Origin of the sequence: Winogradskyella poriferorum (assembly GCF_050618035.1) — a bacterium.
GTDB lineage: Bacteria > Bacteroidota > Bacteroidia > Flavobacteriales > Flavobacteriaceae > Winogradskyella > Winogradskyella poriferorum_A.
Window position 1 is genome coordinate 1 of sequence record NZ_JBODPY010000026.1, and the last position, 287, is coordinate 287.

Sequence of the window (287 nt, forward strand, 5' to 3'; positions counted from 1 at the left end):
GATACCGTTTTGTTGTCTCAAGTCATTCAAGATGACAAATGGCGAATTGCTCAATTAATGTCTCAAGACTCTACTATTGTCTTCATTTTTGAAGAAATTATTGGTGGGCTTCCTAAAGTAGCAGGAGTATCTGAATTAGAATATATATTTTTTACAGATAGTAAATTTCGACCAAAAATTGGAACTTATAATTCAATGATATCTGAAGGTAAATCAAACAGTATAAGCAATCGGGTGCTATTTAATACTATTCAAAATATCTATGAATTAGGAGCCCAAAATATCAT

General features: G+C 30.7%; 1 protein-coding gene. It reads left to right on the forward strand.

Going from position 1 to position 287, the window contains the following annotated elements:
* Positions 1-287 (forward strand): hypothetical protein (locus ACRHOC_RS14780; RefSeq protein ID WP_431159398.1); only part of this gene is annotated, 287 nt, incomplete at both ends.